Origin of the sequence: Enterobacter cloacae complex sp. P24RS, assembly GCF_014982165.1 — a bacterium.
In the GTDB taxonomy this organism is placed as follows: Bacteria; Pseudomonadota; Gammaproteobacteria; order Enterobacterales; family Enterobacteriaceae; genus Enterobacter; species Enterobacter quasihormaechei.
Window position 1 is genome coordinate 1 of the sequence record NZ_JADCKU010000032.1, and the last position, 8,510, is coordinate 8,510.

Genomic DNA, 8,510 nt, shown 5'->3' on the forward strand with positions numbered 1-8,510 from the left:
GTCTCCTCTTCTATGCCAGTTATAACTGTTACCCATGTATCCGGTCTAAAGTGTTACCCATGTTTCCGGTTCATACCGAAGCGCCACCGGGCCACAAACTCACCGATCGTCTTTATGATCTAACCGGTCGCGCTGCTCATCCTTACGCTGGTATTCCCCTTCAAAGGTATCCCCCGGGCCGGTGCTGAAACCACCGCCCGGCATACGGCTGAAACGCAGGTGCGGCAGCAGCTTCATGGTCAGGTGCTTCTGTACCGGCGGCAACAGCAACAGCAGGCCGAGGAAGTCGGTGAAGAACCCAGGCAGGATCAGCAGCAGGCCAGCAATAATCAGCGACACGCTTTTGATCATCTCGGCTGCCGGGCTTTCGCCTGCGGCCATCTTCTGCTGCATTAACAGGAAATTTTTGAAACCCTGATTGCGCACCAGCGACATGCCGATGACGGAGGTGAAGATCACCAGAATCAGCGTCAGCAGGACGCCCAGCACGTGGGCAACCTGGATGAAAATGGAAATTTCAATGTAAACATAAAGAAAGAAAGCAATAAACGGTATCCAGCGCACTGGCATCTCCTGTGTGGCAGGTGCCTTCTGGCCCCTGTCTGAATGTGTTCGCGAAGCGCGTAGATAAGAGATGGTGACGGTTAGCCAAAATTCAATCGGTTTGCACGGATATTTTTTTTGGAAATATTAAAGCGGTGACCCATTTCACAGATTAATAATTATCATGAAATCGGGTCGATAATAAGTGATCCAGCTTACGGCAATTCGCTATCATCAGCATATGATCTCGAACATCTGGCCGATTGAGGGAATAATCGTCGGTCAGAAAATATTCAAAACCACATATATACTGTGTGTTTAGTACAATCCATCGGCAGCTTGAAAAGAAGGTTCACATGTTAAACAACATTCGTATCGAAGAAGATTTGTTGGGTACCAGGGAAGTTCCAGCGGATGCCTACTATGGTGTTCACACTCTGAGAGCGATTGAAAACTTCTACATCAGCAACAGCAAAATCAGCGACATCCCTGAATTTGTGCGTGGCATGGTGATGGTAAAAAAAGCCGCGGCTCTGGCGAACAAAGAACTGCAAACCATTCCTAAAAGCGCTGCAAATGCGATTATCGCCGCATGCGATGAAGTGCTGAACAACGGCAAATGCATGGATCAGTTCCCGGTTGACGTCTATCAGGGCGGCGCGGGCACCTCCGTCAACATGAACACCAACGAAGTGCTGGCGAACATCGGCCTGGAGCTGATGGGGCATCAGAAAGGTGAATACCAGTACCTGAACCCGAACGACCACGTTAACAAATGTCAGTCCACCAACGACGCGTACCCAACCGGGTTCCGCATCGCGGTGTATGCTTCTGTCGTCAAACTGGTCGACGCGATCAATCAGCTGGGCGATGGCTTCCAGCGTAAAGCCGTTGAGTTCCAGGACATCCTGAAAATGGGCCGTACCCAGTTGCAGGACGCTGTCCCCATGACCCTCGGACAGGAATTCCACGCGTTTAACGTGCTGCTGAATGAAGAGACCAAAAACCTGCTGCGCACGTCCGAGCTGCTGCTGGAAGTGAACCTGGGTGCAACCGCCATCGGTACACGTCTGAATACGCCGGATGGCTATCAGCAGCTGGCGGTACAGAAGCTGGCTGAAGTGTCCAACCTGCCGGTTGTGCCTGCGGAAGACCTGATTGAAGCTACCTCCGACTGCGGCGCCTACGTGATGGTGCACAGCGCGCTGAAGCGTCTGGCGGTGAAACTGTCCAAAATCTGTAACGACCTGCGCCTGCTCTCCTCCGGTCCACGCGCTGGCCTGAATGAAATCAACCTGCCAGAGTTGCAGGCGGGTTCGTCCATCATGCCAGCTAAAGTTAACCCGGTGGTGCCGGAAGTGGTGAACCAGGTTTGCTTCAAGGTTATTGGTAACGATACGACCGTCACCATGGCTTCCGAAGCCGGTCAGCTCCAGCTGAACGTGATGGAGCCAGTGATTGGCCAGGCGATGTTTGAATCCATCCATATTCTGACCAACGCCTGCTACAACCTGCTGGAAAAATGCATTAACGGCATCACCGCCAATAAAGAGGTGTGTGAAGGTTACGTGTATAACTCAATCGGCATCGTCACCTACCTCAACCCGTTCATCGGCCACCACAACGGCGACATCGTCGGTAAGATTTGTGCCGAAACCGGTAAGAGCGTGCGTGAGGTCGTTCTTGAGCGAGGATTGTTGACCGAAGCCGAGCTGGACGATATCTTCTCCGCCCAGAACCTGATGCATCCGGCCTATAAAGCGAAACGATATACCGATGAAAGCGAACAGTAACCGTTCAGGCTAAGCTTCCGAAAGGCACGTCACTTGTGACGTGCCTTTTTTCTTTATGGGCGTTACCAAAACACAACAATTCAATATCAACTTGTTAATAAGCAAGGCAGGTCTTTATGTTTGGAGCAGAACTCGTCATCGTCCTGTTGGCGATTTATTTGGGCGCACGACTCGGGGGTATCGGCATCGGTTTTGCCGGCGGTCTTGGGGTGCTCGTACTTACCCTGATTTTTCAGATTAAACCCGGCGCAATCCCTTTTGACGTTATCGAAATCATCATGGCGGTTATCGCTGCCATTGCGGCCATGCAGGTCGCTGGCGGTATGGACTACCTGGTGAGCCTGGCGGAGCGTATGCTGCGTCGCCATCCGAAATACATCACCTTCCTTGCCCCGCTGGTGACGTGGTTTATGACCATTCTCGCCGGCACTGGCCACACTGCGTTCTCCACGCTGCCGGTGATCACCGAAGTGGCCAAAGAGCAGGGCATTCGCCCGTCTCGCCCTCTCTCTATTGCCGTGGTGGCGTCCCAGATTGCGATCACCGCCTCGCCAATCTCAGCCGCCGTGGTCTTCTTCGCGGGGATCCTTGAGCCGATGGGCGTGAGCTACCTGACGCTGCTGGCGATCTGTATTCCGGTCACGCTGATTGCGGTGATGATCACCGCCGTGCTGTGTAACTTCCTCGGCGCCGAGCTGAAAGACGATCCGGTTTACCAGGAGCGCCTGGCAAAAGGCGAAGTGAGCCTGCGCGGAAGCCAGGTCTTCGAGCTGAAGCCGCACGCGAAACGCTCCGTGCTGCTGTTCCTGATCGGTATCGTCGCCGTGATGTTCTACGCGACCGCCATCAGCGATACGGTAGGTCTGATCCAGAACCCGGTTCTGCCACGTAACGAAGCCATTGTGGTCTTCATGCTGACCATCGCGACGCTGATTAGCATCACCTGTAAAATCGACACCAGCGAAGTGCTGAACGCCAGCACCTTCAAATCCGGTATGAGCGCCTGCGTGTGCGTGCTGGGCGTGGCGTGGCTCGGTGATACCTTCGTCAAAGCACACATCAGCGATATCCAGACCGTTGCGGGCGACCTGCTGCACAACTATCCGTGGCTGCTGGCGGTGGTGCTGTTCTTTGCGGCGACGCTGCTGTATTCCCAGGCCGCGACCACCAAAGCGCTGATGCCTGCGGCACTGATGCTGGGCGTGACGCCGCTGACGGCGATTGCCTCTTTTGCGGCCGTTTCCGCCCTGTTCGTGCTGCCAACCTACCCAACCCTGCTGGCCGCGGTTGAGATGGATGACACCGGCTCAACCCGCATCGGTAAGTACGTGTTTAACCACGCGTTCCTGATCCCGGGCGTGGTGGCGATTACGCTCTGCGTGATCCTCGGCTTTATCATCGGTGGCATTGTGCTGTAAACGATTAGCCGTTGTAAAAATAGTTAAAATCGGGCCGCTCTGCGGCCCGTTTCATTAATGACCAATCGCATGGCGTGATATAGTGAGGACTTTCGTGATGAGGAGGTCGACTTGTGAACACGCCTGATGCTGTTGTTGTACTGTGTACCGCCCCTGATGAAGCCTCTGCCCAGGATCTCGCCGCCAAAGTGCTGGCCGAAAAACTGGCTGCCTGCGTCACGCTTTTACCCGGCGCAACCTCCCTTTATTACTGGGAAGGCAAGCTGGAGCAAGAGTACGAAGTCCAGATGTTGCTCAAAACCAATCTGACCAACCAGCAGGCGCTTCTCGACTGCCTCAAGTCTCATCATCCATACCAAACCCCGGAGCTGCTGGTGCTGCCAGTAGTCCACGGCGATAACGATTATCTCTCATGGCTCAACGCTTCTTTACGCTGATCCTGCTGCTGTGCAGCACGTCAGTTTTTGCCGGGTTGTTTGACGCACCCGGCCGTTCGAACTTTATTCCTGCCGACCAGGCGTTCGTTTTCGACTTTCAGCAAAACCAGCACGATCTCAGCCTCACCTGGCAGGTGAAAGAGGGTTACTACCTCTACCGCAAGCAGGTCAGCATCACGCCGGCAAAGGCTGACGTTGGCGCATTGCAGATGCCCGCTGGCGAATGGCACGAGGACGAGTTCTACGGCAAAAGTGAAATTTATCGCCAGCGCTTAAGCGTGCCCGTCACGGTGAATCAGGCGGATAAAGGCGCTACCCTGACGGTGACGTATCAGGGGTGTGCCGAAGCCGGGTTCTGCTATCCGCCGGAAACAAAAGTCGTGCCGCTGAGTGAAGTCAAAGGCGTAGCCGCGGCTTCTCCGCCTCCTGCGAGCGAAGAGGCCAAAGGCCGCGCTGACCTGCCTTTCTCCGCGTTATGGGCGTTACTGATTGGTATCGGCATCGCCTTTACGCCCTGCGTATTGCCCATGTATCCGCTTATCTCTGGCATCGTGCTGGGCGGCAAGCAACGCCTTTCCACCGCCCGCGCGCTGGTGCTGGCCTTTATCTACGTGCAGGGCATGGCGCTAACCTATACCGCGCTTGGCCTCGTGGTCGCCGCTGCTGGATTGCAGTTCCAGGCAGCCCTTCAGCACCCTTATGTGCTTATCGGGCTGTCAGCGGTGTTTATTCTGCTGGCGCTGTCGATGTTTGGCCTGTTTACCCTGCAACTGCCCTCTTCCCTGCAAACCCGTCTGACGCTGATGAGCAACCGTCAGCAGGGTGGCTCTGCGGGCGGCGTGTTCGCTATGGGTGCCATCGCCGGTCTGATTTGCTCTCCCTGCACCACCGCGCCGCTGAGCGCCATCCTGTTATACATTGCCCAGAGCGGCAACCTGTGGCTCGGCGGCGGCACGCTGTACCTCTACGCGCTCGGCATGGGCCTGCCGCTGATCCTGGTGACGGTGTTTGGCAATCGTCTGCTGCCGAAGAGCGGCCCGTGGATGGAGACGGTGAAAACCGCGTTCGGATTTGTCATTCTGGCGCTCCCGGTATTCCTGCTGGAACGCATCATCGGTGACGTCTGGGGTATACGTCTGTGGGCGATGCTCGGCGTGGCCTTCTTCAGCTGGGCGTTTATCGTGAGTCTGGGTGCGAAGAAGCCGTGGATGCGTCTGGTACAGATCCTTCTGCTGGCGGCCGCGCTGGTGAGCGTCCGTCCTTTGCAGGACTGGGCGTTTGGCACCCCGACAGGTCAGACGCAGGCTCATCTGAATTTTATACAGATTAAGAACGTGGATGACCTTAACCGCGCCCTGGCGCAGGCGAAAGGCAAACCGGTCATGCTCGATCTCTATGCCGACTGGTGCGTGGCCTGCAAAGAGTTTGAAAAATACACCTTCAGCGATCCGCAGGTACAACACGCGCTGAGCGATACCGTTCTGCTTCAGGCGAACGTTACCGCCAACAGCGCGCAGGATAAGGCTCTGCTGAAGCAACTTAACGTGCTCGGTTTGCCTACCATCCTGTTCTTCAATGAACAGGGGGCAGAACAGCCGACGCAGCGTGTAACCGGGTTTATGGACGCGACGGCATTCAACGCGCATTTGCGCAATCGCCAACCGTAAACAACACTTTAGACGGGACAAACCGTTGGGAATAGCGGAGGAGATAACCGTGCAACGCGAAGACGTACTGGGACAAGCCCTGCAATTACTTGAGATTCAAGGGATCGCCAGCACCACGCTTGAGATGATAGCCGACCGTATCGATTACCCTCTGGATGAACTTAAGCGCTTCTGGCCGGATAAAGAGGCGCTGCTTTATGATGCCCTGCGCTATCTCAGCCAGCAGGTGGATATCTGGCGCAGGCAGCTGATGCTGAATGAAGAACTGACCACCGAGCAAAAGCTGCTGGCACGCTATACCGCGCTGACGGAGTGTGTCACCAACAACCGTTACCCTGGCTGCCTGTTTATCGCCGCCTGCACCTACTTCCCCGATCCCGGACATCCTATCCATCAGCTGGCAGATCAGCAAAAACGTGCGGCGCACGAGTTTACACACGAGCTGCTGACCACACTTGAAGTGGATGACCCGGCGATGGTCGCGAAGCAGATGGAGCTGGTGCTGGAAGGTTGCCTGAGCCGTATGCTGGTGAACCGTAGCCAGGCTGATGTGGATACGGCGCACCGTCTGGCGGAAGATATTTTGCGGTTTGCACAATGCCGTATGGGTGGTGCACTGACCTAAGCCAGCATTCCCGTCCAGGCGGAGATAAACAAACACAGCGCCATTACGCGCTGAAATCGCACCATCGCCACGGTGGTGCGGAAAATCCGGTTTACCGCCTTCCCCAGCCACGCCCAGCACAACAAACAGACCACTGAGATCGCCAGGAACCATAGTGCCATCAGCGCAATATCCCGTAATGCATGGTCGCTTGCCGGCGCAAACAGACTGACAACTGCCAGCGCCATCATCCAGGTTTTCGGATTCACAACCTGTAATAACGCCGCCGCCCGGGCGGTAAATCGTACATGGCGTCTGGAGGAGAGATTCGCGGCCGGGGCGCTAAACAGCTGCCAGCTCATCCAGGAAAGCCATAGCACACCCGCCCAGCTCATCACCTGACGTATCAGCGGATACTGGCGTAATGCTTCTCCTGCCCCTGCGCCGGAAACCAGGACAATAGCGCTGGCGGCAATACACCCACCGAGGATCGCAGGTACCGTATTTTTTACGCCAAAGTGCTGACTGTTAGTCAGTACCAGAATATTGGTTGGCCCCGGCGTAATGGAGGCGACAAACGCAAACAACAGAAAGGATAATAAATTCACAGGTGGCTCCTTTTTAGTAGAGCCATGAATGTGCCGTTATTTTCTGGAAACGTCTGGAAAGTTTGTGCACAACCGACGGTAGTGTGCCGGAGAAATACGGTACGCCCGCTGGAACCAGCGACCAAGATGGCTTTGATCGGCAAAACCCACTGCCGTGGCAACATCAACAGGCAGTCCCCCACACGCCAGCATCTGTCGGGCCTTTGCCAGACGCAGCTGGATAAGCCAGGCGTGCGGCGCGAGGTGAAACTCGCGCTTAAAGCAGCGGGTGAGGGTAAAGCGATCCGTCCCCGTCTCACGCGCAAGGTCTGATAGCCCCACGTTTTCGCCGATATGCGCATAGAGATAGTCACGGGCACGATGCGCCACGGCGGAGCTTTGTAACTGAGACGGGAGTCTCTTACGCCAGTGGCAGTGGGCTGTAATCTGAGAGAGCAGGTTATCCATTGTGCTTTGCTGTACGATTTTCATTTCATCGTTATGCAACGAGGCGAACGTATCACCGATAGAGCGCACCAGCTGAGGCTCCCGCGTCAGCGTTTGGGCAAAGTGGAGGGTGTAGCTCCCGGGAGTCGCGTCGTACAGACCCTGAAGCGTACGGGTGAGCCAGCGTTCATCGAGATAAAAGGTCAGATAAGTAAAGCCACCCTCTACCGGCGCATCACCATCATGGATTTCACCAGGCTCAAGTAAAAAAGCATCGCCCGGCTGGCTATGGTGCCGTTCACGCCGACAGTGGAACTGCTGCGTGCCGGAAAGGGTTATTCCGACCAGATAGCTGTCGTGCCAGTGGGGATCAAAGGCATGCCCTTCGAAATGTGCCTTGATTGTTTCAATACCTGTTTCTGCATGCTGACGCAGCTCAAGCCAGTCATTTGCCATACTGCCCTCCTCTTTACCGTCAGCATTGTCATAGCTTGCCTGAACTGTCTGGAAGATTTGTGCAATTTCAGCGCACAAACGGACAGATTGCCGCAAACTTAAGCAGTTGAACAGCTTTTCCCGAAATAATGTTGACGATCGCGCGCGATTGCGGTTTAATGCGCTCCGTTGCCCGGATAGCTCAGTCGGTAGAGCAGGGGATTGAAAATCCCCGTGTCCTTGGTTCGATTCCGAGTCCGGGCACCACTATTTAAAGAACCCAGCCTATGGCTGGGTTTTTGCTTTTCTGCGTTTATCAAAACCTTACCTTATTTTTATTCCTGTTATCTCTTCCCAGTAAGATGGTGCGATTAGCATTGCCCGTTGGCGCTGCGCTTACCGGGCCTACAAAACCTGTAGGCCGGATAAGGCGAAGCCGCCATCCGGCTTGATTTCTGACGCACAAAGCAAAAAACCCCGCACCTTACGGTACGGGGTTCTTCTTGTTTGATGCCTGGCAGTTCCCTACTCTCACATGGGGAGACCCCACACTACCATCGGCGCTACGGCGTTTCACTT

The 8,510-nt window shown here is 55.2% G+C and carries 8 protein-coding genes and 1 tRNA gene; 6 read left to right on the top strand and 3 right to left on the bottom strand.

The window, feature by feature from the left end; all coding sequences use genetic code 11:
* Nucleotides 1-99: 99 nt before the first annotated feature.
* Nucleotides 100-564 (bottom strand): FxsA family protein, encoded by a 465-nt coding sequence (locus tag INF58_RS20725; RefSeq protein ID WP_003855925.1) that lies wholly within the window; start codon nucleotides 562-564, stop codon nucleotides 100-102.
* A 335-nt stretch (nucleotides 565-899) separates the two neighbouring features.
* Here INF58_RS20725 and aspA point away from each other — a divergent pair, with 335 nt between their 5' ends.
* The 5 genes from aspA (at nucleotide 900) to INF58_RS20750 (ending at nucleotide 6,483) form a co-directional block, all read left to right on the top strand.
* Nucleotides 900-2,336 carry an aspartate ammonia-lyase gene (gene aspA / locus INF58_RS20730; protein ID WP_003855923.1) on the top strand — a complete coding sequence of 479 codons (1,437 nt, stop codon included), beginning with the start codon at nucleotides 900-902 and terminating at the stop codon, nucleotides 2,334-2,336.
* A gap of 116 nt (nucleotides 2,337-2,452) precedes the next feature.
* Nucleotides 2,453-3,754, top strand: coding sequence for an anaerobic C4-dicarboxylate transporter (locus tag INF58_RS20735; protein ID WP_003855921.1), 1,302 nt, complete (start codon nucleotides 2,453-2,455; stop codon nucleotides 3,752-3,754).
* A 113-nt stretch (nucleotides 3,755-3,867) separates the two neighbouring features.
* Complete coding sequence (gene cutA, locus INF58_RS20740; protein WP_003855908.1) at nucleotides 3,868-4,191, top strand: divalent cation tolerance protein CutA; 324 nt, start codon at nucleotides 3,868-3,870, stop codon at nucleotides 4,189-4,191.
* A complete protein-coding gene (locus tag INF58_RS20745) occupies nucleotides 4,167-5,858 on the top strand; it encodes a protein-disulfide reductase DsbD (protein WP_193528414.1) in 1,692 nt (563 codons plus the stop codon). The genes cutA and INF58_RS20745 overlap by 25 nt, the downstream gene beginning before the upstream one ends.
* Nucleotides 5,859-5,907: 49 nt before the next feature.
* A complete protein-coding gene (locus INF58_RS20750; protein ID WP_193528415.1) occupies nucleotides 5,908-6,483 on the top strand; it encodes a transcriptional regulator in 576 nt (191 codons plus the stop codon).
* Here the strand turns inward: INF58_RS20750 and INF58_RS20755 are convergent.
* A complete protein-coding gene (locus tag INF58_RS20755) occupies nucleotides 6,480-7,070 on the bottom strand; it encodes a LysE family translocator (protein ID WP_193033327.1) in 591 nt (196 codons plus the stop codon). The genes INF58_RS20750 and INF58_RS20755 overlap by 4 nt on opposite strands.
* Before the next feature lie 36 nt (nucleotides 7,071-7,106).
* Nucleotides 7,107-7,952, bottom strand: coding sequence for an AraC family transcriptional regulator (locus INF58_RS20760; protein WP_193528416.1), 846 nt, complete (start codon nucleotides 7,950-7,952; stop codon nucleotides 7,107-7,109).
* Nucleotides 7,953-8,122: 170 nt separating this feature from the next.
* Here INF58_RS20760 and INF58_RS20765 point away from each other — a divergent pair.
* Nucleotides 8,123-8,198, top strand: a tRNA-Phe gene (locus tag INF58_RS20765).
* The last annotated feature ends 312 nt before the right edge of the window (nucleotides 8,199-8,510 follow it).